Origin of the sequence: Nocardia sp. NBC_01327, from assembly GCF_035958815.1 — a bacterium.
In the GTDB taxonomy this organism is placed as follows: domain Bacteria; phylum Actinomycetota; class Actinomycetes; order Mycobacteriales; family Mycobacteriaceae; genus Nocardia.
Genome location: NZ_CP108383.1, coordinates 2,159,261 through 2,183,787, shown reverse-complemented (window position 1 = coordinate 2,183,787; position 24,527 = coordinate 2,159,261). Strand labels below are relative to the sequence as shown.

The 24,527-nt window shown below is 66.9% G+C and carries 17 protein-coding genes and 1 tRNA gene; 8 read left to right on the top strand and 10 right to left on the bottom strand.

The genetic code is table 11. From position 1 onward, the window contains the following. Nucleotide 1: 1 nt before the first annotated feature. Complete coding sequence (locus OG326_RS09475; protein ID WP_327144235.1) at nucleotides 2–859, bottom strand: GNAT family N-acetyltransferase; 858 nt, start codon at nucleotides 857–859, stop codon at nucleotides 2–4. 137 nt (nucleotides 860–996) lie between these two features. Here OG326_RS09475 and OG326_RS09470 point away from each other — a divergent pair, with 137 nt between their 5' ends. The 3 genes from OG326_RS09470 (at nucleotide 997) to OG326_RS09460 (ending at nucleotide 3,093) form a co-directional block, all read left to right on the top strand. Next, a complete protein-coding gene (locus tag OG326_RS09470) occupies nucleotides 997–1,314 on the top strand; it encodes a hypothetical protein (RefSeq protein ID WP_327144233.1) in 318 nt (105 codons plus the stop codon). Nucleotides 1,315–1,376: 62 nt separating this feature from the next. Next, on the top strand, nucleotides 1,377–2,474 hold the full coding sequence (locus OG326_RS09465; RefSeq protein WP_327144232.1) for a crotonase/enoyl-CoA hydratase family protein: 1,098 nt from the start codon (nucleotides 1,377–1,379) through the stop codon (nucleotides 2,472–2,474). 184 nt (nucleotides 2,475–2,658) lie between these two features. Further along, nucleotides 2,659–3,093, top strand: coding sequence for a hypothetical protein (locus OG326_RS09460; protein WP_327144231.1), 435 nt, complete (start codon nucleotides 2,659–2,661; stop codon nucleotides 3,091–3,093). A gap of 52 nt (nucleotides 3,094–3,145) precedes the next feature. Here the strand turns inward: OG326_RS09460 and OG326_RS09455 are convergent, their stop codons facing one another. Further along, nucleotides 3,146–3,610 (bottom strand): MarR family winged helix-turn-helix transcriptional regulator, encoded by a 465-nt coding sequence (locus tag OG326_RS09455; RefSeq protein WP_327144230.1) that lies wholly within the window; start codon nucleotides 3,608–3,610, stop codon nucleotides 3,146–3,148. A gap of 125 nt (nucleotides 3,611–3,735) precedes the next feature. On the opposite strand from OG326_RS09455, the gene OG326_RS09450 reads away from it, so the two are divergent. Further along, a complete protein-coding gene (locus OG326_RS09450; RefSeq protein WP_327146426.1) occupies nucleotides 3,736–4,179 on the top strand; it encodes a pirin family protein in 444 nt (147 codons plus the stop codon). A 312-nt stretch (nucleotides 4,180–4,491) separates the two neighbouring features. Further along, a complete protein-coding gene (locus OG326_RS09445) occupies nucleotides 4,492–4,800 on the top strand; it encodes an excalibur calcium-binding domain-containing protein (RefSeq protein WP_327144229.1) in 309 nt (102 codons plus the stop codon). Nucleotides 4,801–4,888: 88 nt separating this feature from the next. Here the strand turns inward: OG326_RS09445 and OG326_RS09440 are convergent, their stop codons facing one another. Continuing rightward, nucleotides 4,889–5,110: a DUF3618 domain-containing protein gene (locus tag OG326_RS09440; RefSeq protein ID WP_297611557.1), complete on the bottom strand. Its 222-nt coding sequence runs from the start codon at nucleotides 5,108–5,110 to the stop codon at nucleotides 4,889–4,891. A gap of 158 nt (nucleotides 5,111–5,268) precedes the next feature. Between OG326_RS09440 and bcp the strand changes: the two genes are divergently transcribed. After that, nucleotides 5,269–5,742 carry a thioredoxin-dependent thiol peroxidase gene (bcp, locus tag OG326_RS09435; protein WP_327144228.1) on the top strand — a complete coding sequence of 158 codons (474 nt, stop codon included), beginning with the start codon at nucleotides 5,269–5,271 and terminating at the stop codon, nucleotides 5,740–5,742. Nucleotides 5,743–5,847: 105 nt separating this feature from the next. On the opposite strand, the gene OG326_RS09430 is transcribed toward bcp, so the two are convergent. Next, nucleotides 5,848–7,146, bottom strand: a complete 1,299-nt coding sequence (locus OG326_RS09430; RefSeq protein WP_327144227.1) for a hypothetical protein — start codon at nucleotides 7,144–7,146, stop codon at nucleotides 5,848–5,850. Nucleotides 7,147–7,474: 328 nt separating this feature from the next. Here OG326_RS09430 and OG326_RS09425 point away from each other — a divergent pair, with 328 nt between their 5' ends. Beyond that, complete coding sequence (locus OG326_RS09425; protein ID WP_327146425.1) at nucleotides 7,475–8,119, top strand: TetR/AcrR family transcriptional regulator; 645 nt, start codon at nucleotides 7,475–7,477, stop codon at nucleotides 8,117–8,119. A gap of 13 nt (nucleotides 8,120–8,132) precedes the next feature. On the opposite strand, the gene acpS is transcribed toward OG326_RS09425, so the two are convergent. The 3 genes from acpS to OG326_RS09410 form a co-directional block, all read right to left on the bottom strand. Continuing rightward, nucleotides 8,133–8,555, bottom strand: coding sequence for a holo-ACP synthase AcpS (gene acpS, locus OG326_RS09420; protein ID WP_327144226.1), 423 nt, complete (start codon nucleotides 8,553–8,555; stop codon nucleotides 8,133–8,135). 65 nt (nucleotides 8,556–8,620) lie between these two features. Further along, the gene (locus OG326_RS09415) at nucleotides 8,621–10,369 is read right to left on the bottom strand and encodes a zinc ribbon domain-containing protein (RefSeq protein ID WP_327144225.1); all 1,749 of its coding nucleotides are present in this window, start codon (nucleotides 10,367–10,369) and stop codon (nucleotides 8,621–8,623) included. Nucleotides 10,370–10,692: 323 nt separating this feature from the next. Further along, complete coding sequence (locus OG326_RS09410) at nucleotides 10,693–20,001, bottom strand: polyketide synthase (protein WP_327144224.1); 9,309 nt, start codon at nucleotides 19,999–20,001, stop codon at nucleotides 10,693–10,695. 389 nt (nucleotides 20,002–20,390) lie between these two features. On the opposite strand from OG326_RS09410, the gene OG326_RS09405 reads away from it, so the two are divergent. Continuing rightward, nucleotides 20,391–20,475 (top strand) — tRNA-Leu (locus tag OG326_RS09405). 216 nt (nucleotides 20,476–20,691) lie between these two features. On the opposite strand, the gene OG326_RS09400 is transcribed toward OG326_RS09405, so the two are convergent. From OG326_RS09400 to OG326_RS09390, 3 genes are read right to left on the bottom strand one after another with little or no spacing between them, the layout of a single operon-like run. After that, a complete protein-coding gene (locus OG326_RS09400) occupies nucleotides 20,692–21,948 on the bottom strand; it encodes an epoxide hydrolase family protein (protein ID WP_327144223.1) in 1,257 nt (418 codons plus the stop codon). Beyond that, on the bottom strand, nucleotides 21,945–23,363 hold the full coding sequence (locus tag OG326_RS09395) for a cytochrome P450 (protein ID WP_327144222.1): 1,419 nt from the start codon (nucleotides 23,361–23,363) through the stop codon (nucleotides 21,945–21,947). Before OG326_RS09395 ends, OG326_RS09400 begins: the two co-directional genes overlap by 4 nt. Nucleotides 23,364–23,410: 47 nt before the next feature. After that, nucleotides 23,411–24,277, bottom strand: a complete 867-nt coding sequence (locus tag OG326_RS09390) for an alpha/beta fold hydrolase (RefSeq protein WP_327144221.1) — start codon at nucleotides 24,275–24,277, stop codon at nucleotides 23,411–23,413. Nucleotides 24,278–24,527 lie beyond the last annotated feature (250 nt).

Here is a 24,527-nt window from a genome sequence, read left to right as displayed (position 1 = left end):
CTCAGCCGAGTTCCAGCGTGGTGACGCCGAAAACCCGGTCCCGGCAGTGAGATCGGACCGGGCCGGTATACATGCGCGCCGTCTCGAAACTCGGCTTCAGGCCCGCTTCCTCGCACAGACGGACGGCGGAGTTGTTGCGCAGCGGCGCATCTACGGCCACGGGTCCATCGGCCTGCGCGGCCAAGGCCGCGAGTAGCTGACGGGCGGTATCGGCATCGTTCGCGAACAGAGGTCCGATGCGGTGGGAATCCCTTGCGGGACGGACTGTTCCGAAACCCGCCAGATTCCCGTCCACTATGCGCAAGGCCGTCTGATGTCCCGGGTTACCGAGCCAGGAACGCAGGAATTCGGGGCGATCGGCTGGGAGGCAGGCCGAGTCGTAGTCGTGCACGGCAGCGGTATCGGCGGCGCCCATGACGCGCACGGTTCCGTCCGGCGGCGGAAGATCGGGGAGGCCGACGAAACGTGCTGTGTTGTAAGCGAGTTCGAATCCGCTGCGGCGATAGTTGCCCTGCTGATCCGGGACACCGTCCAGGCCGATGGTGCGCCCGCCCGCGTGCGCGAGGCCCGCATTCCAGGTGGCGATTCCCAGCCCGCGACCGCGCAGGTCCGGTCGCACCAGATAGAACCCCAGGAATGCGAAATCATCGCCGTAGTTGACCACCGAGACGGCGGTGGCGGGTTCCCCGTTCAAACGGCCGAGGAGGAAGCCGTCGGGATCCTGTGCGAAAAAGGCCGCGGCATCACGGAGTCCGGGGTTCCAGCCCTCCGCGGCGGCCCATGCGGTGACGGTTGTCCAGTCCTGCGCAGTGGCTCGATCGATGACGAGTTGGTCGGCGCTCGCGGCGGCATCCGGCATGGGTTTCACGGTAACCGCCGAGCACCCGCGCCGGTGGCGGAAAAGCTGACACAGAGCCCGCCGAACTACCTGCCGGCCGGCACCGCGCGCTGCGGTAGGGTCGGCTGGACATAGTGGACTACCTGCGGGGATGCGATATGGCCGACTACGCGCACTCCGATCATGCGAGCCGTAGCCGCGAGGACAAGGCTCGACGATTGGCGGCATTCATCTGGGCTCGCGGCATCAGCGGGCCGGAATTGCTGGCCCTGCCGCCGACGCAGCGGCGCAAGCTGGCCCGGGCCGCCGACACCAATCCGCCCAGCACCGATGAGACGTGGCAGGCCGTGGCGGAACTGCTCGTCGAGAAGGACGGCTGGGCGGCGCGGAATCCGGAGCATCCGGCGGCGCAGCGGGAGCATGCCGACGAGAAGATCCTCTGGGTGAAGCCGCCGATCCGGCCGTGGGGCGCCTGAATTACCCCGCTCTACCCCGCCGGGTCTTGACAGCAAGAAATGAACGGGGGTTCACTGCTTGGGTGTCAGCCGAATCCGAACGCCCCGCCACACCCTCCGGCAGCAGTCCCTCCGGACCCTCCGAGCAGCACGCCGGGACCCGCCCCGCCGCCTGGCGCGACGACCTCACCGGCGGCGAGGACTCGCTCTTCACCGGCCGCCCGCAGCCCGAGGGCGAAATCACCGGCCGCACACTGACTTACGAGGTGACCGGCCGTATCGCGCGCATCACCTTCAATCGCCCGAAGCAGGGCAATGCCATCACCTCGGACACCCCGATCGAGCTGGCGGCCGCCGTCGAGCGCGCCGACCTGGATCCCCGGGTGCACGTGATCGTGCTGAGCGGGCGCGGTAAGGGCTTCTGCGGAGGCTACGACCTGTCGATCTTCGCCGAGAATAATCATGAGGCAGGCACAGTCGCGCCTCCAGAGGGCGCTCAGCCCACCGGGGGCACCGTGCTCGATCCGGTGGTGCAGGCGCGCAATCACAATCCCTGGGGCACTTGGGATCCGATGGTCGACTACGCCATGATGTCGCGCTTCAATCGCGGCTTCGCGAGCCTGCTGTATGCCAATAAGCCCACGGTGGCCAAGGTGCACGGGTTCGCCATTGCGGGCGGCACCGATATCGCCCTGTACGCCGACCAGATCATCTGCGCCGACGACGCCCGCTTCGGCTACCCGCCCACCCGCACCTGGGGCATTCCGGCGGCGGGCATGTGGGCGCATCGTGTCGGCGATCAGCGCGCCAAGCGGCTGCTGTTCACCGGTGACAGTCTCAGCGGCAAACAGGCCGAGGAGTGGGGCCTGGCCATCGAATCCGCACCCGCCGATCAGCTCGACGAGCGCACCGAGGATCTGCTGCAACGCATTTCGCAGGTGCCGATCAATCAGCTGATCATGGCGAAGCTGGCGCTCAACAGCGCACTGCTCAACCAGGGCGTGGCGAACTCCGGCATGATCAGCACCGTCTTCGACGGCATCTCCCGCCACACCCGCGAGGGATACGCCTTCCAATTACGCGCCGCCACAACCGGTTTCCGCGATGCCGTGCGCGAACGCGACGAACCGTTCGGCGACTGGAAGCGCGCACAGTTCGACAAGCCCACGACCGAAAGCTGATCCGAACGTCGAACGATGAACAGCCGCCGCACCGATCTCCTCATGATCGGGTGCGGCGGTTTCGAAAAGCCACCCCCTCAAACAAGTGAAGCATTATTGTTTCACTAATGCGGCGCCGACACAGGCAGACGGCATCCACATCGAGGGCGATCGAGAGAAGCGAGTGGCAGTGATAGTCAAAACAGTGATCAGACGTCGAATCAGACTGGGGAGCATCGGATTTGCGGCCGCGACCGCCGTGCTGACAATTTGCGCGCCGCAGGCCACCGCTGATATCGGCGTCGCACCGTATTCGCTCTCGGTGTCCGGCTCGCAGCATACGGTCGGCTGCACCTACCAGCTCACCGCCACCCACGTGCCTTCCTCGTGGCGAGTCGCGTTCGCCGACAACGGCCAGCCGCTCGACAGCAGCATCGGGTCCGTGGTTCTCGACACTCTCTTCACCCTCCCCACTGTGTCGTGGACCCCGAAAACAGCCGGAACCCACACGCTGACAGGGACTTCCGGCGACATCAGCGAACTCTCACAAGCCACCCTGACCGTCGAGGTGTCCGCGAGTGGGGGTGGCAACTCCTGCGGCGGCGGGATGAGCTCTGTGCTGCCGAGCTTCTCCGGCTGATCCCCGACACGTCGATCGGCCCACCAGAGCGATCGCCGATGGCGGATCGCTCTCAGCCGATTCCGGGTACGTCGGTGCGTTCGACTTCGACAACCACCTTGTCGGCCAGTGAGCGCACTGCCTCGGCCTCGCTCTCGGTCAGCTCGTCGATGAAGAGCCGCCGCACCAGTTCCACGTGGTTGGGTGCGGCGGTTTCCAGCGCTCGGCGGCCCGCATCGGTCAGGCGCACTTCGCGGCCGCGAGCATCGTCGACGGCCTGGCAGCGGTCGATGAGCCCGCGGGTGGACATGCGTGAGAGGTGCTTCGAGAGCCGGCTCTTGTCCCAGCAGATCTCCGCACCGAGCTCCTTGGCGCGCAATTGCCCGCCGGCGGCCGAAAGCGCCACCAGTACTTCGTAGTCCGACATCGACAGGCCGTCCTGGGCGAGACCGGTGGCCAGCGCCGCATCCAGCCGCTGCCGCATGCGAATGAACGACTGCCAGGTCGCCTGTTCCTGTTCACTCAGCCAGCGGGTCATGGAATACATAGTATCCCCCCATGGTTGACATGGACACCAAAGGCGAGCCCGGTCACTTACAGGCACTTCGCCCCAGCTAGGAGGCCGGTGACCTCACTCTCGTCAGCTCGCACGACGGCGGGGCACTGCTGCGCATCATCGCCGGAAATATCGGCGGCTTCGAGGGACCCGGCTCCACGCACACCCCGATCGCGTACGCCCACGCCTCCCTCAGTCCGGGCGGACAGCTGGAAACCCTGTGGCCGCAACAGTTCACCGCCATGGTCTACGTGGTCTCCGGCAGCGGCACGGTCGGTGTGGAGCGCCGCCCGGTCACCGCCGGACAGCTGGTGGTGCTGGGCCGCGGTGATGCCCTCACGGTCGCGGCCGACGCACACCAGGACACGCGCACCGGAGATATGGAGGTGCTCCTGCTCGGCGGACAGCCGATTCGGGAACCGGTGGTGCAGCACGGTCCGTTCGTCATGAACTCGCGACAGGAAATCATCGACGCCATCGAGGATTTTCAGGCGGGGCGCATGGGACATGTTCCGGCGGAACATCTTCGCGGCAGGCGATTGGGCGAATAGGGGTTCGGGCGATGTGATCGCGGTGGATCTGCAGGAAACTCTGCGAGTCCTCACAGGATGTACGACCCCGCGTCACGATACAGTGTCTGCCACAGGACAAATGGGACATGTTCCAGCGGAACACATCCCGTCGGCGGTCTGTCGCATGGCTATTTACCTGGATGAATAGCCATACCGGTTGACAATGCAACGTTCCGCCGGAACTGTAGACGCCGGACCCGTACCGGCCACCGTGCCGCACCACCGCGGCAAGGGTGGCATCCGCGCCGAATCGGGCCGCCACCAACCCATTGCGCCGACATTGAGGAATACATGAACGTTCGCCGGCTTCTCGTCACCGCCAGCGTCGCGGGACTGACGACTCTTGCAGCCCCCGCCGCCCTTGCCCTCGCCGATGGGCCCGTGCCGACCGGGTCGTCCGGTACCGGTTCCTCGGTAATCGACACCGGCTCGGGCGCGACCGGTTCGGCCAATCTCGCCCAGACCGGTTCCGCAGGCGGCCAATTCCGCAACTGCGACGAGGCCCGGGCAGCCGGGCGCGCGCCGCTCTTCCGCGGTGAGCCCGGTTACGGTCCGAACCTCGATCCCGACGGCACCGGAATGGCCTGCCCGACAGTCTGATCCGGTACCACCTGCTTATTCGACAAAAAACACCCGGTGCCAACAGTGGGCACCGGGTGTTTTTTGTTCTACTCAGCCTGTGTTCTGCTCAGCGGAAGATCTTGACCAGTACCAGCGTCACGATCAGCGCACCCGCGCCGATCAGGCTGTATTTGATCTTCGGCTCATTCACCTTCGCGATCAGCGCATGCTTGGTGTTGTCGGCCAATCGCTGCGGATCGGCCCGCACCGCCAGTTCGTCGAGGGTGCTGGCGAGCCGGCTCCGTGCGGCCTCGATCTCCCGCTCGATCGCCTCGGTATCTCTGGCCACGTCACACTCCTGTCTGCAAGCCGCGCTCAGCGGCACTGTCGTCTCGAGGTCGCTCGCGCGTCGGTCGCCAGGGATCGCTCAGCGCGCCCGGGTACGAGCCGACCTGCTGTGGAGTGTATCGCTCACATCGCGCCGGACCGGTCTACTACGGTGTCGGCATGACCGAGAACCCCCGACTCAGTCCCGGCGATATCGCGCCCGCGTTCACTCTTCCCGATGCGGACGGCAAGGAGGTGTCGCTGGCCGACTACCGCGGCCGCAAGGTGATCGTGTATTTCTACCCGGCCGCGAGCACGCCCGGCTGTACCAAACAGGCCTGCGACTTCCGCGACAGCCTGGCCGAATTGAACGAGGCCGGGCTCGAAGTCCTCGGCATCTCCCCCGATAAGCCCGCCAAGCTGGCCAAGTTCCGGGATGCCGAAGGTCTGACCTTCCCGCTGCTCTCGGATCCGGATAAGTCCGTACTGCTCGCGTACGGAGCGTTCGGTGAGAAGACCATGTACGGCAAAACCGTCACCGGAGTGATCCGCTCCACCTTCCTGGTGGACGAGAACGGCAAGATCGAGGTGGCGCAGTACAACGTGCGCGCCACCGGACACGTCGCCAAGCTGCGCCGCGACCTGTCGGTATAGCCGCCGCGCAACAGGAAGAGTCCCGACCCCCAACCCGGGCCGGGACTCTTCCACCTCGACACAGCCGCACTGCCGAGACCCGGTTCCCCTGACAGGGACCCAGTTCTAGACGCCGCGCGGCAGCATCTGCGCTGCTGCCCACTGCAGCATCATGTTCCAGTGGTTGTCCCACCACTTGGCGAACTCCGGCGTGTTCAGCGCGGGCGGTGCGGTCTCGCCCGAGAAGAGGCCGGTATCGGTGAGCGCGGCCGCGTGCGTCGGCGCGGGGAGAATGGAGTCCTGATACAGGCCCGTCTCCGGCTCCGGCTGCGACTTCACCAGCGGCTTGGACGGACGCCAGTGCCCTGCATCGGGATTCGTCGGACCCCAGTTCATGGCCGCCGGGTCGATGGTGATGACATCCGGCGCGGGCGGGTTCTCCGGGGCGGGCTGTTCCGAGACCGGCGCGCTCGCATCGGACGGTGCGGCCGGAGCACCCGGCTGACCGTCCGCGGGAGTGCCCGCCGCTCCGGTTTCGACACCGGGTTGCACGATCGGATGGTCACTGCCACCGGTGCGCGCGTCCGCGGACACCCGGGAATCGGTCAGCATCGGTTCGGGCACCGACTTCGAATTACCGCTCGCCGCATACACTCCGCCCGCGACGAGACCACCCGCGAGCACGCTGGCCGCGGCGAAAAGTGCGGCGGTGCCCCGGGCGCGGCGAATGCGCTCGGCGGCCTCGCCCGCGTACTCGGCCTCCGGCATGGCGGACAGCGCCGCGCCGACGGCCGGTGCGGCCGCGGCGACGGAGCACGGAATGACGGGCGCCCCGAAACCGGCCTCCAGCGCCGCCTTGACCGCGGGTTCGCTTGCGGCGGAACCGATCAGCACCACCGCGTCCGGCTTCACACCGGCCGCGTCGAACTGATCCCAGGCGGCCGTCACGGCGGCCCGCATGGCCTCCTCCGTGGTACCGCCGCCGGTGAGCGACACCGCCGCGAGCACCCGGTTGCGCCCGGAATCGATGAGCGAGAACGCCTGCGAACCCGGCACCACCTCGCAGATGGCGAGATCGTCGAATTCGTCCACCCACGTCATGGCGCGCGCCACGGACAGGTGCGCGGCCTTCGCGGAGACCAGTGAGGCCTCCCGCCACGGCCCCGCGGCCAGGCGGGTGACGATGGCCCGGCGCTCGGCGGCATCGCGGTAGGCGACGGCCGCACCCAGGATCTCCCGATCCGGGCCGAGCTTGCCCGCGATCTCCTCCAGCACCAGTTCGACCGCGGCGGCCAGATCGGCCTTCGTCTCACCGGTGATCTTCTCGACGCGTTCCATGACCACGCGTTCTGGCAACTTGTCACCGTCATCGGCGAGTGCCACGGCGCGCACGGTACCGCGCTCGGTGGCAACGCCGATGGTCACCGCGGAACGAACAACAGCAGGAGCAACCACAGATCAGCCTTCCAACGTCGTCGTGCTTTCAGTGAAATGAACCCCGACAGGTCAAACGACCCGATGGTGAAATCAGCCCTGAGACATGCAGCTGAGAAGCAGCTGCGATGAAGGTTCGTCACCATTCCCGGCGCGGATGGGTAGAAATCCGCCGCGACATAGGGACACACGAACTACCGCAGCGTGTCATCGGAGTGTCGCTACCTCTAGGCTGTTGAACGTGGAAGCACGCACGGGAACCAGGTCGACGCGGCGACCGGACCCTGCGTTGGAGTTGCAGGATGATCCGCAGGAGCTGATGCCGCGCCGCCGGCCGACGCAGGAGCGGAGCAAGCGCAAGTTCGACGCGCTGCTGCAGTCCTCCCGCGAACTGCTGGTCGAGGTCGGCTTCGAATCGTTCACCTGCGAAGAGGTCGCGGCCCGCGCGGAAGTGCCGATCGGCACCCTCTACCAATTCTTCGCCAACAAGTACGTCATCGTCTGCGAGCTCAATCGCCAAGACCTGGTTGCGGTTTCACAGGAGCTGGCCGACTTCCACGGCGAGATCCCGTCCATGGACTGGCTGCGGCATATGAACGCGCTGGTCGATCACCTCGCCGAACTGTGGATGACCGATCCGTCCCGGCGCGAGGTGTGGCTGGCCATGCAGTCGACACCCTCGACGCGGGCCACCGGCGCGATTCACGAGAAGGAATTCGCCGAGGCGGTAGCGCAGATGTTGCGCTCGCTCATGCCCCGCACCCCGCGCGGCCGTCGTTCGATGATGGCGCAGGTGCTGGTGCACGTCGTCTATTCGATGCTGAATTTCTCGGTCCAGGACGGCCTCAGCCACGAGGACGCGGTCGCCGAGCTCAAGCGACTCATGGTCGCGTATCTGCTGATCGCCGAGAAGGAATCACGGACGGGCGGGCAGCGCCTGCCGCTCGAGCCCGACAAATTCTGACCCGCCCCGCCGTTCAGCCCTGGATGAGGTCGGCCAGTTCGCCCGGATCCTCCAGCACCACCATGGCGGCCGCCGTATCGCCGTCGTGCGTCAGCGACAGGTGCACCCGTACCCGGGGCAGGAATTCCGCTGTGAGTCCGTGCAATTTGATGCTGGGGCGCCCCCAGGCGTCATTGACGACCTCGATGAGCGGATACGGATTGTCGCCGATCTGCGGGCTGCGGGCGAAGCGCGAGGAAGCCCACGCCTTGATGACGGCCTCCTTAGCGGCCCACCGGGCGGCGTAACTGCGGGCCGGGTCGGTGCCTTTGCTTTGGCAATAGCGCCGCTCACCGGCGGTGAAGGTCTCCCGGATCATGGTGGATCCGGGACGTTCCAGCTGTTCGGCGAACTCGGAAATGCATACCAAGTCCAGTCCGATACCAAGGATCGTCACTGTTCGAGACTCCTCGATTCTTTCTCTCGATGCAGTCGATTGGGGGCAACATACCAGCGGAGCGTCTACGTAGATCTCATACTGTCTGCCACTGCGGTCGCAGACAGTACAGATGTACGTGTGTCACGGCTACCGGCAACGCCTTGCGGCGCTACAGGTTTGACCGTGTCCCACATCGACGCTTGTGATGCAGGAACAGACTGATTCGAATTCACCCCCACCCGTTCGGTCATGGCGGGTGAACTACAGCGCACCCTGCGGTGCCGCGGCTGACGCGGTGTCGGGCTTGCTTTATCCCGACACCGCCGCACCGGTGCGTGCTCGGTCACCCGGATCGTCGGCATCTGCCCACGCCGGCGAGTCACATTGGTTTTACCCAGCAACACACGTTTGGCCAAGTTGATACCCGCCATATGATCACGATTACCCCCGACCTCGCAGCGCACGCACCAGGCACTGTGGTAACCGCCCGGGCGCGAGAGCGGTTCGTCGCAGCCCGGACACCACGCGGACGATCCCCTCGCAGGCACGGAAACCACTGCAATGCCAACCCCGGCGGCGGTGTGCGCGAGGGCAACGACAGCTTGGCGGCGGGCGGACTGCGCGGCTCGGTTGTTGTTGACCCGCCCATGTGAACGGGTTTCGAGGGTAGTGAGGTCCTCCACCGCAATGAGTTGCGCGCCCGCCGCGACGGAATAAGCGGTGACTTGGGAGGCGAAGTGGAACGCCAACTCCCGGTTGATTTTCCGCCTTTTGGCACCCACCGCACCGCGGTGCGCCTCGAGCACCGCGATCTTCGACTCGAGCCTGTCACAGACCTCGGGCGAAGCCGAGAGGGCGAGCTGCCTCAGTCGCGCTGACTTGCGATGCAGCATTTGGCCTTCGGTTTGCAGGCGCGCCAGTTTCACCCCAAGCCCCCGGTCATCGTATGTCCAACCATGGAAGTCCGAGGACAACCCGTTTGGCCCTTCGGCCACGAGGGCGGCGACACCGAGGGCGGACGGGGACCAATCGACTCCTACCGCGACAGTCCCCGCGGCCGGGTCGGCTGCGGGCACCATTTCGGTCCCCGCACACCGCCACAGCACACCCCCACGGTCCAAGACCAGGCTCGGCAGATGCCAATCGGTGACCGGCCGCCCATGCAGGTGCTCCGGGATCGCGGCGGTCAACCGCACCCACCGCCACTGCGCCCGCCCGGCCGGGGCTGGGCAGGTCGGCAACTTCACCGTCAACACCAACTCGCCGCCTGCCACAGTGAGCTGAGCGAGCTGCCGATCAGCAGCGGAAAGTCGGGCCAATGCAGCGATCTGTGGTGGACCCTGCAGGTCGGTGATCCGCAACCACGTTGCTTGCGTACCTTCGCTGCGGCGGGAGCGGGCGGCGAGCTGACGGCACACTCCCCGCGCGAAGCCCGACGGCACACAGACCTCGGAGCCGGTGGCTGGCGCCAACCGGCCTGTGTCCGAGTCGAATCGGGAACAGAGCACGCCGATCGCAGTGTCGCGGTAGGCGAGGGTCCGCAGGGTACTGGTGACCTGTGCGGTCACCACCCGGGTCACCCGCGACGGCACATATATCCCGTCCGGGTAACAGGGCGTCCACCCCAATCGGGCCGCGGCCACATGCCCTTGCGCAGGCAACTTGCGACCTTGTAGGTCACGACCGGCGGCAAGCACATCGAAGGTCCCCGGCTGCCACAGCCGGGCCACCAGTTCGGCTCCCGCACAGGCGATCAGGCTCAGCAGCCAACCGGTTCGTGTGTCGACCTCGTCGAGCCCGACCGATTCCCCACTCACCTCATCGACCGCCATATATGCGCGAGTGGTGAACGCGAATTGCCGTGCCACCACGCGTTCGGTGACGACGGCGGCGCGAGCCTGTGCATTCGAACGCATATTCGAACGCTATCACTACAATTTGTCGATTGGAAGACGAAATCCGTTCCGAAACAGTGGTTTTCACACAATCCGAATTGTCCGGACCATTCCAACGCACTTCCCGACCTCACAACGATCAATTGATGGGAGACAGTCATGAGCGCCCAATCAACTGCGGTGGAGCCTACGCATTCACAGGCTCCACCGGTCATGAGTTCAGTTGCGCCGCAGGTGGTGCGGCGCAAATCTGTCGATTGTTACCGGCACGCCGGTCCGGGCGGAACCGCGACATACGTTGCGTCCGTACCCAGTCGGGCCTGGGCCGAGAGCAGCATGTCGGCTTCCAGCTGGCGCGACTTCTTGGCGGGGGTGCCGTCGCCGCCGAGGCGGCGATCCGCCGGGCGCTCGTACAGCGGGGCGCCGCCGCACATGGCCTCGGTGAGGCGCTGCCGGCCGTTGAGCTGACGCTCCTCGGCCCGACGCTGGTACGCCTCGCGCTTGTCCGGATCCAGGGCCGCGATGAACGCCTGCGGGTGCACGATCGCCACCAGGCCGGAGACGTGCCCGAAGCCGAGCGAGGTGACCAGACCGGCCTTGAGCGGGAAGCGCTCGCCCAGGTCCATGGCCTCGCGGACCCATACCAGGTGCGGGTACGCCTGCATCTTCTCGTCCACGCAGTCGAGGCTGCGGTTGGGCGGGATGACGCCCTGCTCCAGCACCTGGCACAGGCCGATCATCTGGAAGGCCGCCGCGCCGCCCTTCGCATGACCGGTGAGGGTCTTCTGCGAAATCACGAACAGCGGTGCGCCTTCCGAGCGGCCGATGGCAGTCGCCAGCCGCTCGTGCAGCTCGGACTCATTGGGATCGTTTGCGGCCGTGGAGGTGTCGTGCTTGGAGATCACCGCGACCTCGTCCGCCGCCACACCCAGCTTGCGAAGTTCCTTGGCCAGCTTGGACTCCGCGCCGCCGCGACCCGCACCGAGCGCACCCAGGCCGGGGGCCGGGATGGAGGTGTGCACGCCGTCCGCGAAGGACTGGGCGTACGCGACCACACCGAGCACCGGCAGGCCCATTTCCAGCGCGACGCTGCCGCGAGCCAGCAGCACCGTTCCGCCGCCCATGGATTCGACGAAGCCGCCGCGGCGGCGATCGTTGGCCCGGGAGAAGTAGCGGTCGCTGATGCCCTTGGCGGACATGACGGCCGAATCGGCGGTGGCGGACATATCACCGAAGCCGACAATGCCTTCGATGCCGAGATCGTCGTAACCGCCGGCGACGACCAGATCGGCCTTGCCGAGCTTGATCTTGTCCACGCCCTCCTCGACGGAGACCGCGGCGGTGGCGCAGGCGGCGACCGGGTGGATCATGCCGCCGTAGCTGCCCACATAGCTCTGAACCACGTGCGCCAGAGCGACGTTCGGCAGCGCCTCCTGCAGGATGTCGTTGGCCCGCGACTCACCGAGCAGATTGTCGATGTACAGCGACCGCATGGACGACATGCCGCCCATACCGGTGCCCTGGGTGTTCGCCACCAGCGACGGGTGCACCCACTGCATGAGCTCGGCCGGGCTGAAACCCGAGCCGAGGAACGCGTCCACGGTGCAGACGATGTTCCACAGCGCGACCCGGTCGACCGAACCGGCCATATCGGCGGAGATGCCGAACCGGGTGGGGTCCCAGCCGGTGGGGATCTGTCCACCGACCACCCGGGACAGCTTCGCCTTGCGCGGCACCCGAATCTCGGTGCCCGCCTTGCGTGTCACCTGCCAGTCGCCGGTGCCCTCGACCGGCGTGATGACGGTCTGCTCCGGGTTGGCGGCGTAGAAACTGCGGGCCTCGGCCTCGCTGTTCACCACGAAGGACAGGTCCTTGTCCAGGAAGACCGAGGTGAGCAGCGGTGCGGTGTTGTCGACCATGGCGCCGTCGTCGGCGTACCGGCGGACGCCGCAGCGCTCGACCACGGTGTCGTGGTAGCGCTCGGCCAGCTCGGATTCGTCGACGTAGTCACCGGATTCGGTGTCGTACCAGCCGGCCTTGGGCTCGTTCTCCCAGGTGACCAGACCGGTGGTCCACGCCAGCTCCAGTACGCCCGCGGCGGAGAGCTGGTCGGAGACCTCCATCTCGAAGCGGGTGCGCGCCGAACCGTAGGGGCCGAGCTCGCCCGCGCCGACGATGACGACCATATCGTCGAGATCGGCTGTCACCGAACCCCATTCGGGGACCGGCAGCTTGGAGCTCAGGGTGGGCGGGGCCGGGAGTGCCGCGATGGTGACCGGGCCTTCCTCGATATCCTCTTCCGCCGCAGCGCCTTCCAAGCTCTCCTTGGCCAGCGCGGACAGATCCAGCTTGGCGCGCGCCAGGCCACCGGTCAGATCGATCTGCTGCGGGCCGCCGGCGGTGACGACGCGAGCCCGCGACGTGCACCACTTGAGCAGCTCATCGGCCATCTGCTCGGTGGACCAGGTGTGCACCCCGGCCTTCTCGACGGCGGCGACCAGCGGATCGTTATGGCCCATGAGCCCGGTGCCGCGCACCCAGCCGATGAGCGCGTGCACCAGGGTGACCCGGTCGGCCCAGGACTTCTCGGCGCGCCACTTGGCGACCACGGCGTCGAGGGCGGCCTTGGACTCGCCGTACGCGCCGTCTCCGCCGAACAGGCCGCGGTTGGGCGAACCCGGCAGCACCACATGCAGTTTCGCGTCCACATTGTGGTCCGCGCCCAGCTGGGACAGACCGCCGATGAGGCGCTCCACCGACCAGAGCAGAACCCGCATCTCCATTTCGGCGCGGGCGCCGGCATCGGCCAGGTCACCGGCCACGCGCGGGGCGGCGAACGGCAGCAGCAGCGTCGGAGTCATCGCCTCCTTGACGAGAATCTTCGCGCCACCGGCATTGTCGACCTGCTCGTTGCCGACCCAGTCCATCAGGGCGTCGATATCGGTGTAGGAGGCCATATTCGCCGGGACCACCCACAGGGCGGCGCCATTGCGGGCGTTCTCGCGGTAGAGCTTCTTGTAGAAGCCGATCCGGTTGTCGTCCAGCTTGGAGGTGGTGACGATGACCGTCGCGCCACCGCCCAGTAGGCGTCCGGCGGCGGCCGCCGCGATGGAACCCTTGCTCGCACCGGTGATTACGGCGATGTCATCGGACCAGACACCCGGATCCGCCTCGGCCAGCGCGGCCTCGGCAATACGGCCGTACACACCGGCCAGCACCGAGCGGGCTTCGCTCTTGGCGCGGTCGCGCCACCAATTCGCCTGCACCGCAACGGCTTCCCCGGCGCCGGCGAAACCGGTGACGGCGAGCTCGGCGGCGTGCGTATCGTCGCCCAGCCACAGGCGGGCCAGATCCTCACGGGCACTTGCCCACCGGTCGTCGATGAGCAGCGCCTTGCGGGCGTCGAACGCGGGCGCGACCAGACGCGGCCAGTCCGTGCCCAGTTCCGCGGAGACCAGATCGACGAGGGTGTCGTCGGAGGCTTCCGGCGCGGACAGCTGCTCGGCCAGGCCGAGCTGCTCGAGAACCACGCGGGCGGCGGTGGCGAGTACGCCGTCGCGGCCGGTGATCTGCTCGGTGAATTCGCCCAGGGCGGCGGCATCGACGGTCGCTCCCCCGCCGCCACCGGCGGACGGCATGGAGACCGCGATGCCGCGGCGTGCGGCCACGGCCTGCACGGCGGTATCGATGGCATTGTCCACGGCGGCACCGTCGTTCAGGCCACCGGTGACGAGTCCGCCCATATCCCCGCCGCGCACACTGGCGCCTTCGCGGGTGCCGAGGGACACCTCGGCGGTGACATGGCTGGCCCAGCCGTCGCCGAGCTCCCAGACCTTCTTGACGCGTTCGGCGATCGCGGCGGGCCGCTTACCGGACGGGCCGAAGACCTTGCGCAGGTGATCGCCGATGGCATCGGACAGCACCGAGCCGAACGGCTTGTAGGTGCGGGCCAGGCGGTCGACGGTGTTCGACAGCGCGCCCATATCGGCATCGGCCGCACCGTCGATGGCGCCGAGCGACAGCTCCGCACCGAGGTCGACGAGCAGCTGATTACGCCGCGAGGAGACGCCGTCGCACAGGCCCTCGATGGTGTCCACCGGGCCGATCTGGTCCAGGCGCAGCTTGGTCCACAGCGCGATGAGCACGCGGGTGGCGTCGGCCGCGACGAACGCGATGTCGTCGGGGCGCGGGCCACCGGTGGAGACCGGAGCCGCGGCCGGAGCCGCTGTGGCAGCGGCGGTTTCGACCGGGGTCTCCTCCGGCTCGTCCACATGCGCCGGATCGGTATCGGTGGCGTACACGATCGCGGCTTCACGCTCGATATTGAGCACCTCGACCGTGGCGTTCGAGAAGGCGGGCAGCTTCAGCGTATTGGAGGCCAGGTTGGCGACGGTCGGCGTGGCGGCCAGGCCGACCTCGACGAACCGCTCCACACCCAGGCCACCGTGCTCGGTATCGGTGAACAGCAGATCCTGGGTCTCGATCCAGCGCACCGGGCTGGCGAACTGCCAGGCCAGCAGCTCCACGAGCACCACGCGGCACAGCTCGACCGGCTTGGCGGCCCACTCGTCCCAATCGGCGAGCACCTCCGCCAGCGGCTCGGACGGCACGTAATCGGCGATCTCCTGGATGAATTCGCGCTCCAGGTTGAACGGCCGCGGCACCAGGTTCGGAATGTAGCGTCCGACAAGGAGTTCCGGGTGCAGGTCGGCGGGCAGCAGGCCCTCCAGCTTGATCCGGAACTCCGGCACACCGGCGCGCAGCACGGTGGAGTGGAACGGCACATCGATGCCCGGGATGACGACGAACGCGCGCTTGCCACCGGTTTCCGCACGCAGACGCTCGATTTCGACCTCGAGGGCGTCGAGTCCGGCGACGGTGCCCGCGATGGCGTACTGCGAACCGCGCAGGTTGAGGTTCACCACCTCCAGGAATTCACCCGAGGCCGTGCCGATGCGGTTCACGAAGTCGACGACCTCGTGATCGGCCACACCGATCTGCGACGGGCGGATGGCGGCGAGACGATAGTCGCTGAGCCCCTGCGCATTACGCGGGACCAACTCGTGCATGGCCGAACCGCGCTGGAACACCACCTCGAGGACGGCGTGCAGCGGCAGCACTCCGGCGACGGCCGAGAGCGCGTTGTACTCACCGACCGAGTGCCCGACCATCATGGCGCCCTCGATGAAGGCGCCCGCCTCGCGCAGCTCCGCGACCTGCGCGACGCCGAGGGTGGCCATGGCGACCTGGGTGAACTGGGTCAGGTGCAGCACGCCCTGCGGGTGCCGGTATTCGACGCCCCGAGCCTTGAGGTAGGTCGGATTGTCGCGCACCACAGCGAGAATCGAGAAGCCGAGCGCGTCGCGGGTGTGCTTGTCGGCGGCGTCCCAGATCTCCTTGGCGGCCTTGGAGCGAGTGCGCGCGTCCAGACCCATGCCCTTGGTCTGGATTCCCTGCCCAGGGAAGGCGTACACGGTCTTGGGCGCGGCGACCTTACCGGTGGCGGTCATGACCAGATCGCCCTCGATGCGGCAGGAGACCTCGATGATCTCGCTGCCCTGATCCACGGCGATCCGCTCCACGCGCACATCGATCTGCGCGCCGGGGCGCACCATGCCGAGGAAGCGGGTGGTCCAGGAGGTGAGGGTGCGCGGCGGCACCTTATCGCTGAGGTCGATGGCCGAAACCGCGTGCTGCGCAGCGGCCGAGAGCCACATGCCGTGCACGATCGGGCTGCCCAGTCCGGCCAGCTTGGCGGCGGCCTCGCTGGTGTGGATCGGGTTGTGATCGCCGGAGACCTGCGCGAAGGCGGCCATGGCGCGCGGGGCGGTGAGGGTGACATCGCGGCGGCGGCGACGCGGGGTTTCGCTCGCCTGGCCGGACAGCACGCCACCGGCGCGCGGCGGATCGGTCAGCTCGTTGCCGCCGATGCGGCCGCGAATGGCGAAGCGCTCGGTCAGGGTGGCGACGGTCGGCATGGACATGCCGGTCTCCGGCTTGTCGAGCATGCCCGAGATGCGCACGCGCACCTCGACGACGCGGCCCATATCGGTGTCGACGGTCTCGCCGGCCTCGGCCCGCACCGCGAGCACGCTTGCGGCGGAAGGCAACTGGCCGTTGAGCTGAATCTGGTGGTCCAGGTGGACCAGGTCGAGCATGCCCTCGATAACGCTCTTGTCATCGGCGGTGCGGGTCGCGCCGAGCACCGCGAAGACGGCGGGCCAGCAGGCGCCCACGAGCACATCGGGAACGGTGCGGCCGAGGGTGCTGAGGCTCTCCGGCATACCGGAGCCGGTGACCCCGGCGTGATCGGCGATCAGGTCCGGGCTCCACGCCACATTGAAGTGCGCGACCTTGGTGCCCTCGACGGTCTTGACCTCGGGCAGGGCCTGCCCGGCGGCGACTGCCAGCAGCGCCGACATGGCGGTCTGGGCATCGTCCTCGGTAATGACCGGCGCGCCACCGTTGTACACGGTGACCGGCACGGAGATGCGGATGTTCACAGCATCGCGGCCGAGCAGCGGGACCGTCAATTCCACGTAGGCGCTATCGGATTCGGGTCCGGTGGCGGGACGCAGCGTGGCGCCGGTCGGCGCATGGCTCGCGCCCTGCTCGTCGACGGCCCACTCGTGCAGATCGCCGAGGCGGTGGATCGGGTTGACGGTGGTGCGGCCGGACCACTGCACATCCGGTGCGGCGAGCACGATATCGATGGCGCCGGCGGTGACATCGGCGCGGCGGCGGCCGTCGACCGCGACCGGGACGACACCCTCGCGCACCAGGGAGTACGCGGTGTCCTGCTCGAAACGGTCCAGCAGTTCACCGACCGGCTCGTCCACGCGGGTGATACCGGCGACGGCGACGGTGCCCGGAATGACGCACACCTGATCGGCGGTGTAGCGCGGATCATGCGCCTGCCACAGCGAATCCGAGCGCCACCAGCGGCGCACATCGCCGTCCACGACGGGCACGAAATTGACCGGCTTGCCGGGGGTCTTGCAGAGCGAGATGAAGAACGGGACGTCGGCCGGGTGCAGCACGGTCGCGGCGGCGGCCGGGTACTGCTCCTTCAGCGTGCAGATGGCCTTGACCGGGGTCTCGAAATCGGCATCGTCGGCGAAGAGGGTTTCGATCTCACCGCGGTCGGCCGGGTTGAGGCGGGATTCGGTGCGGCGCACCATCTCCGCGAACCGGCTGCGCCAGGTGATGTCCAGCCAGACCGAGGCGGTGGCATCGGCGATGGCGGAGGCGAAGTCGCCGCCGCAGTCGAAATCCTTACGGCGATCCAGGCCGACGGCCAGCTCGACGTAGCGCTCGAGCCACTCCAGGTAGGTCATGGCGGCGATATCGCCGAAGTAAGGCTTGGCGGTGCCGTTGAGGGCCTCGATGATCTCGGCGCGGCGCTCGGCGACCGCATCGGCATCGCCGGCGACCTCGTCGAGCAGGCGGCCGGTGCGCGAGGCGGCATTGTCGATCTCGTGGATGTCCGCGCCCAATTGGCTGCGGCCGGAAGCCATTCCGCCGGTCGCGGTGCCCGCGGCGACCCAGTCCGGGGTGCCGGGGGTGTCGACGAGCAGCTGCTTGACCTCGGGGGTGGTGGTGGCCTCGAGGGTCGCCATGGCTGCGGTGCCGACCAGGACGCCGTCCAGCGGCATGACCGGGTAGCCGTAACCCTGCGACCAAGTGCCGGTGAGGTATTCGGTGGCGCGCTCGGGGGTGCCGATGCCGCCGCCGACGCAGACGATCACATTCGCGCGGGTGCGCAGTTCGGCGTAGGTCTCGAGCAGCAGGTCGTCGAGGTCTTCCCAGGAGTGGTGGCCACCGGCGCGGCCGCCCTCGATATGCATGATGACCGCGTAATCCGGTGCGGCATCCGCGATTCGGAGCACGGCGCGGATCTGAGCGACGGTGCCGGGCTTGAAGGCCACATGGGTGATGCCGACCTCGGTCAGCTCCTCGATGAGGGCGACGGCCTCGTCCAGCTCCGGAATGCCGGCGGTGACGATGACGCCGTCGAACGGGGCGCCGGCGGTGCGGGCCTTCTGCACCAGGCGCTTACCGCCCAGCTGCAGCTTCCACAGGTACGGGTCCAGGAACAGCGAGTTGAACTGCACGGTGCGACCCGGATGCAGCAGCGTCTCGAGCTCCTGCACGCGGTCGGCGAAGATCTGCTCGGTGACCTGACCGCCACCGGCCAGCTCGGCCCAGTGGCCCGCATTGGCCGCGGCCGCAACGATTTTCGCGTCGACGGTGGTGGGGGTCATACCGGCGAGCAGGATCGGCGAGCGACCGGTGAGCTTGGTGAAGGCGGTCTCGACCACCACGCGGCCGTTGGGCAGGCGCACCGGCTTGGGTGCGAACTCCGCCCACGCCGGGGCGACCTCGGGGGCCGCGCCGGGAGTGAAGAGACTGCGCTGGCCCGGACGGGTGGAGGCGGCCAGGACGCCGACGCCGGTGCCCTTCAGCGAGCCGGAGGTGAGGCGGGTGAGCAGATCACCGGGGCCGAGGTCCAGAATCCACTGCGCGCCAACAGAAACGGTGTTGTCGATGATGGCGACCCAGTCGATCGGATCGACCAGTACTTCCTGAGCGAGTGCGGCGGCGAGCTCGGCGTCGAGACCACACTGCGCGGCCCAGCCGCGCACCATTTCCACGGTGTCGGCGAGCGCCGGGTGGTGGAAGGCGACCTCGACCGGAATGTCCTCGAACACGGGCGCGAAGACCGAACCGCCACGCCTCTTGGCGTCGCGCTCCTTCGACTGCTCCTCGTGGATCTCGGTGCTGCGCTGCCGCACCCGATCCAGCTGCGCCACCGGGCCGCTGAGCACCGCGCGCCGGCGGCCGTTGCGAATGGAGAGCACCGCGGCCTTGTCGGCGTCCACGCCGCGCGAGACCTCGTCGACGACGGCCTGCAACTGCTCGGGATCGACATTCGAGACCGCGACCATGGGCGAGCGCTCACCGAGCGGCATCAGCCCGCGACGACGCGCCACCAGTCCGGCTGCGGCGCCGATCAACTGGGCGATGGCCAGCAACTCGGCATCGCGCTGCCCGTGGGCTTCGGCGGCCGTGGCGGCAATACGCCCCTGCGAGTGTCCGACGACGGCGGCCGGAGCGTGCTCGACGATATCCAGGCCCTGCAGGCGCAGCGCCCGCAGCGCGGCCACCTGAGTGAGGAACACACCCGGCATGGAGACCGCGGCGGAACGCAACACCTGCGCGGAGGGCGCCGCCGACACCTCCCCCTCTTCCGGGTCGGCGAGTTCTTCCTCGAGCATCCAGCCGATGGGGTCGAACCCGACCGGGCGCACCACGAGCAGCTGCGCGGCAACCGGCGCGAGCTTGTCCGCGGCCTCATTGACCAGCGCGGTCAGTTCGGGCTCGAGCGCACTGTCCCGGCCGATCTCCTCGAGCTCGGTGAGCCACTGGGCACCCTGCCCGCCGAACGCCAGCGCATAGGGCGCACCCCCCAGCAACCGGTCCAGCAGCGACGACCTGACTCCACTATCCCGGTTCTTCTTCGCCAGTTCGGCCTTCGACCCGGTTCCGGTGCTCTCGTTGATCGTCAAGACTTCGACTTCCTTCTCCTGGCGTCCCCGTCCCCACAGGACTGGGCCGCGCTCACGGTGCGCAGGTGTTCCTCCGGCCAACTGGCCCTGGTAGATGGCGAGGATTTCACAAAATCATGAGGATCTCCTCATGTTTGGTTACCGCCAAAGCACCTACCCTCGAGTATTTCTGCACGCCCGTACCAGAACGACTGGAAACATGAACCTCCCTCATGTTTGAAGTCGCTGGTGAGGGTGGTTACATCGGTGTAGGAAATGTGAGGCTTCCTCATATTGCCCTTTATCGAATCGTTATAATCCCAGGTAGGGTTACCGACCAGTACGCCACACCCACCCGATGCTTCGCGATCCTCGTTTCGCCCGGTAAAGTTTGGACGGTCGTACCGTTAGCGCGAGTGGCGAAATTGGCATACGCGCCAGATTTAGGTTCTGGTGTCCACGGACGTGCGGGTTCAAGTCCCGCCTCGCGCACCACACGAACACGATTTCGCGTCACCCCTGTCACCCCGGCCCGCGAGATCGTGTTCGAACCTCCCTCGAACACCCAGCATCCTTCGGGCAACACCTCTTGCGTTGCGCCACTTCACCTCTGATTCCTGCAGTTCCCTCCCCCGGCACGACACGACCGGCGGTAGCGCTTGCCACCGCCGGTCGGCGTTCGCCATACGGCGTGGGTCGACGCTGACCCATTTATCGCAGTGCGCGGAACGTAGCTCGAATGTCCTCGATTACGGCGCCGGGGTTTTCCCAGGGAGTGAAGTGGCCGCCCCGGTCGTGGGCGTTCAGATAGACCGGGTTGTACCAGCCCTTGTGACGCGAGTCGTCGAGGAAGCTTCGGACGCGGTTCTCGGTGGTGACGCCCGGCGGGTTCTCGAAACCGAGAAACGTGAAACCCGTTGGGGCCTCGATGATCGGCGTGCGGTCGTGGGATGGCGTCCAGGGGTAGCGGTTGGCGTTCGCGTAGGAACGGATCGAGGTGGTGATCGTATTGCTCACCCACCACATGGTGGCGTTGGCGAGCAAATGGTCCCGAGGGAAGACGCTCTCGACATCACCACCGGAATCGCTCCACTTGGTCCAGCGCCGCAGGATCCAGGCCAGCATGCCGACCGGGGAGTCCGCCAAACCATAGGAGAGGTTCTGCCCATCCAGCATATGAACGGCGACGTGCGAGGCGTAGCGATCCTGAAACGCCAGGATGCCGTCCCGTATCTCGTCCGGCGCACCCGGCGGAACCATGAAACCACCGGTTCCGTCCCACGGCCGTTCACCCTGGAAGACATCCAGGTGCACCGGATGTCCGAGCCAGATTCCGTGCAACTCCGAAGCACGCGCGTGGCCGAGCTGCGCGGTCACCAGTGCCCCGTAGTCCGCACCACCGGCCGCATACTTCCGAAAACCGAAATGCTCGGTCATCAGCGTGTGCCAGAGTTCGGCCATCTGCCAGAAGTTCATATCCGGCCGGCCGATCGGCGTCGAGAAACCGAAGCCGGGCAGCGAGGGCACGATCACGTCGAACGCGTCGCCGGGATCGCCCCCGTAGGAGGCCGGGTCGGCCAGCGGTTTGATGACCCTGGTCCATTCACGGAAGCTCCATGGCCACCCGTGTGACAGGATCAGCGGGATCGGGGCCGGGCCCCTCCCCGCCTCCCGGATGTAGTGGATCGGAACTCCGGCTACGTCCACCCGATAGTTCTCGAACGCATTGATGCCGGCTTCGGCTGCGCGCCAATCGAACTCGTCGATCCAGTAGCCGACCAGCTCCTTCATGTACTCGACACTGGTGCCGTAGTAGGACTCACCCTCCTCGATATCTGTCGGCCAGCGGGTCGCGACGAGCCGGGCCCTGAGGTCGTCGAGCTGCTCCTGGGGAACCGAGACGACGAACTTTTCCGCGGCGGCATCGCCCTTCATGAATGCGGTGCTCCCATAGTCGATTTCGGTCACTTCGCCCGCCGCCTGATAATCATCGGCATGCCGCCCTCCGGCCCGAGCACTCCGCGCATCCGCCATTTCGGCGCATATCCGGGGACCCGCTCCGGGGCGAACAACCGCGCCAGGGTCACCAGCAGGATCTGCGATTCGAGGTAGGCGAAACTCCTGCCGATACATACCCGAGGGCCGGCCGAGAAGGGATGGAATGCGAAGGGATGCATGCCGCGCTCGGCACCACCGGCCCAGCGCTCCGGATCGAATTTGTCAGGGTCCGTCCAGAATTCGGGATGCCGGTGCGTCAGATACGGCGCAAGCACGACGATGGAGCCCGCGGGCGCGACATGCGGGCCGATCCGAACCGGCTCCACGACATCACGCAGGTAGATCGGCGCCGGCGGGTGCAGGCGCAAACTCTCCTTGATCACGCCGAGCGAATACGGCGCGCGATCGAGATCCTCCACCGTGAAGTCCTCCGGCAGAGCGTCCACCTCGGCGCGGAGTTTGACGGCGACCTCGGGGTTGTTGGCCAGCAGATACCACACGAAAGCCAGTGTGCGCGCGGTTGTTTCGTATCCGGCGATAAACATCGTCACACACTGATCACGCAACAGCTGGTCGACCTGATCCGCCGGGCCAAGTTTGTCCTCGTTGACGATCATCTTGGTGAGCAGGTCGGCGGGCCGTTCCTCCACCGGCATCCGCCGACGCTCGGCGATGACTCCAAGAATGAAGTCATCCACGCGCTTGCGCGCCTCGTCGTAGTCCCGGCGGCCCGCTGTCGGGAACCACTCGGGCGCTTTGAATCGATCGGTATTGCGCCCGGAGGTGTACCGGATCATGGTCTCCACAGCGCCTTTCAGCTGGGCGATCACGTCCCGGCCCGCCGTGCTGAAGAGCGTCTTGAGCAGAATGGAGGCGGTCAGCGTCGCCATCTCCGGCACCATGTCGACCGGTTCACTGCCCATCGAATCCGGGGTCCACCGAGCGCTGAACCACCTCACATCGTCGAAGAACAGCGGTACGTATTCGCGCACCGACTTCGGCGTGAAGAAGGGCGCCAGTACCTGTCGCTGCGATTTCCATTGCGCACCAACGCTTGTCGCGACGCCGTCACCCATCCAGTATTTGCGCACCGGATCATAACTCGCACCCTTGGTGTACTTGTCCATCTGCTCGAGTGTCACCATCCGCACGTGGTCGGGATGCGCGAGCACGACGATCCGACGCGAACCGACCTGCAGCTCGGAAATATCCCCGTGTTCTCGCCACAATTGCTCTACGACATGGAGCAACCCGTTCCTCTTGGTATTCACAGCCGTGGCCACGCCGTAGCGATCGTGGGTTCCGGGGATGGGGGCCGATTCGCCGGCCCCGGCCAGAGCCGCAAACTGTGTGTGGTCCACCGGGCAGGTATTCACGTCGGTCATTGCCGCCTCACTCCGCACAGCGATCGAATTGTCGAGTTCTCGGCCGCTCATGCCACGGCCTCTACGGACGCTTCTGGACTGCCAGCCGATTCGGCGATGAAGGCGGAGGCCACTGCCGCAATCGGTTCCGGCGCCTTCAGCCAGGACGTGTGCCCCAGTCCCTCATCGATGACGATGCGCCGCACCGGGGCACGTCCGAACTTGTTCACCAGCAGGTCGGTCTGCCGGCCGGAAATCCGGCGATCACCGGAGAAGTTGACGGCGAGCACCGGGACCTCGCTGTGCCCCATCGCCGCTTCGTAGTCGAACTCGGCACCGTGCAGCTCGAACTTCCCGGTCCTCACCACGCGGGCGATATCCTTTGCCATGCCGCGCGTCGGCCGGCCGAGCATTTTGGTGGGCGGCACCAATCCGGTGCGCGCCACGAAACCCACCATCGCCCGGGCCAGCAACCACCGCCACGTCGAGGCACGCAACTCGTCCACGGGTGCGAGACCGGACGCGACGAGAATCAGTCCGTTGATACGCGGATCACGTGCCACGTGGCAGGCCGCCAATTGACCACCGAAGCTGTGCGCCAGCACGTACACGGGCGCAGCGGGATCGAGACCCCGCGCGTATTCGGTGACGAGGTGGTAGTCGTAGATGATCTGATCGTGCATGCCGTAACGGCTGGACCTTTCGGGCGGCGGAGATGATTCGCCCTGACCGTGCAGTTCACCGACCACCACGGTGAAGCCGCGGCGGCTCAGTTCCGTCGCGAGTGTGAAATACGAAGTCCCCCGAGCGGCGATCCCGGGCCAGACCACGATAACGGGCGCACCGGCCGCATTCTTGGAAGGAAATATATTGACCACGACATTCGAAGAATCCGGTAGTTCGATTGTCGATGTGTAATTGTCGTTGGTATTCATTGCGAACCTCATTCCGCTTTCCTGCATCGGCATGCGCCGAGGCCTCATGCGTCGATGTACGGAGGTTGGATTTCGATGCCTTGTGTGCAGAAATAGCAATCTTTTGGGCACCGATTCAGTGACAACGAGAAACTACCAACGCGCTGACCTCGCCAAAGCCCCTGTTGGCAGCCTTTTGCCAAACAGATCGCAGCGCTTGACCGAACCGGCCGACTGTGGCACGCGTGCGGGCGCACCCGTACGTTGCACC

Excerpts from the sequence above, each read along its gene's own strand:
- OG326_RS09475 (WP_327144235.1), bottom strand. The coding sequence starts at position 859 with ATGCCGGATGCCGCCGCGAGCGCCGACCAACTCGTCATCGATCGAGCC.
- OG326_RS09470 (WP_327144233.1), top strand. The coding sequence starts at position 997 with ATGGCCGACTACGCGCACTCCGATCATGCGAGCCGTAGCCGCGAGGAC.
- OG326_RS09455 (WP_327144230.1), bottom strand. The coding sequence starts at position 3,610 with ATGACCCGCTGGCTGAGTGAACAGGAACAGGCGACCTGGCAGTCGTTC.
- OG326_RS09445 (WP_327144229.1), top strand. The coding sequence starts at position 4,492 with ATGAACGTTCGCCGGCTTCTCGTCACCGCCAGCGTCGCGGGACTGACG.
- bcp (WP_327144228.1), top strand. The coding sequence starts at position 5,269 with ATGACCGAGAACCCCCGACTCAGTCCCGGCGATATCGCGCCCGCGTTC.
- OG326_RS09425 (WP_327146425.1), top strand. The coding sequence starts at position 7,475 with ATGCCGCGCCGCCGGCCGACGCAGGAGCGGAGCAAGCGCAAGTTCGAC.
- OG326_RS09415 (WP_327144225.1), bottom strand. The coding sequence starts at position 10,369 with ATGGCGGTCGATGAGGTGAGTGGGGAATCGGTCGGGCTCGACGAGGTC.
- OG326_RS09395 (WP_327144222.1), bottom strand. The coding sequence starts at position 23,363 with ATGACCGACGTGAATACCTGCCCGGTGGACCACACACAGTTTGCGGCT.
- OG326_RS09390 (WP_327144221.1), bottom strand. The coding sequence starts at position 24,277 with ATGAATACCAACGACAATTACACATCGACAATCGAACTACCGGATTCT.